Raw genomic sequence first — 1467 nt, 5'->3', positions numbered from 1 at the left:
TAGCGTACAATGTCAAATACTTTTTTCAAGTTTTTGGGTAACTCTAATACACCTACCGTAATTCGAAATTTTTTACAAGTAGCATTTAACCAAGTTTATTATAAAATAGGCTCCATTTTCTTGATTCAGAAATGGGTTTTCACTCGATTCTTCATCTGCATTGATGCAATCTGGCATAGAGTACAAAATAGATAAATAACGTACTAATCCGCATTTACAGCTCGAATGGGATAAGGCTAAGCATCGAGGTCATAGAGCCTCAGGAAATTAGATACGATCTCCACTCGAACCAAAAGAATGGAGCCTATTTATTTGTTGTTTTTAATGCAGCTAACGGTAAAATTAGTTTTTTAAATACCTCTTCTTTGTAATTGTATTCAGGGTTATCCCATTTAAATGGTTCTTGTCTTGTGAGCATAGCAAAGGCAATTTTTAAAAGCTTATTCCCCATTGCAATATACACTTTTCCAGCCTTTTTGCCTTTTTCTTTTAATCGCTTGGCAAAGGGGTTAAGAGCTTCATTATGAACGGATAGACTTCGTCCAGCGTTATAGACAACTCTTCTTAAATTTGCATTACCTTGTTTAGAAATACGACCTGCGTATCCCTTTCCAGGTCCAGATTGTTTGATAACAGGATTCGTTCCAGCTTTTTTAATAAGTTGACCTGCATTTGTGAAGTAGGAAAGGTCTCCAATTTCACAATAAATCTCAGCAGCTGTAACTAGTCCGATACCAGGAATAGTAAGGAGTAATATCCCATTTGTCTCAATAAATATTCGTTCGATTTCCTTTTCATAGGTTTCGATATTTTTTGTGTGATACTCATAGTCACGGAGCTTTTGTTTTAAAAGAAATAGTTCACTTGAAAGGTCCTCCACTGGCTTAGATACACTTTCTCTTGCGGCATAAAGTAACTTTTCAATGGTTGATTTTCTGATTTTTAAATTATGTTCTTTAGATATTTGGCGTAAGCCAAATTCTCCTAGCTCAAGTATCTGAGAAGCATGAGGGTAGTGAGTTAGGATGTGTACACTTGCTTTGCCCCAAAAATCACTAAATATCTTTTTTGTTTTCAGTTTGCTGTCAACCAGTGTGCTGTAACCTTGATATTCTCTCCAAATCTGATCATGATAGGTTCGAATCTCTACTTTAATACGAGAACGTTTTTCGACTTCGCTTTTTCTTGCCCGAGTGATATGTTGGAGCTGTTTATAAACTCCCTTATTCAACTTAGAGTTTGTAGCTTTATTACCAATTAAAGCCTCGGCAATTAAATACAAATCAATATCATCTGTTTTTGTGTACGTTAGGTGTTGCTTTCTTTCTTCATGGGTTGAGGCAGGGTTAATAATGTGAACAGAATATCCCTGATCCATGAGAATACGTACAATATCTTCGTAATAATGGCCGGTTGCTTCAATGCCGATGAATACCTTATCAGTTTGAAGAGTACTCTTAGCTCTTT

General features: G+C 35.9%; 1 protein-coding gene. It reads right to left on the bottom strand.

Features of this window, described 5'->3' with window-relative positions; genetic code table 11:
* Positions 1 to 304: 304 nt before the first annotated feature.
* Positions 305 to 1467 (bottom strand): IS110 family RNA-guided transposase (locus tag GMJ66_RS20275; RefSeq protein WP_156292121.1); only part of this gene is annotated, 1163 nt, incomplete at its 5' end.

Source organism: Oceanobacillus salinisoli, assembly GCF_009733865.1.
Taxonomy (GTDB): Bacteria; Bacillota; Bacilli; order Bacillales; family Amphibacillaceae; genus Oceanobacillus; species Oceanobacillus salinisoli.
This window is presented reverse-complemented; position numbering and strand designations above follow the sequence as displayed.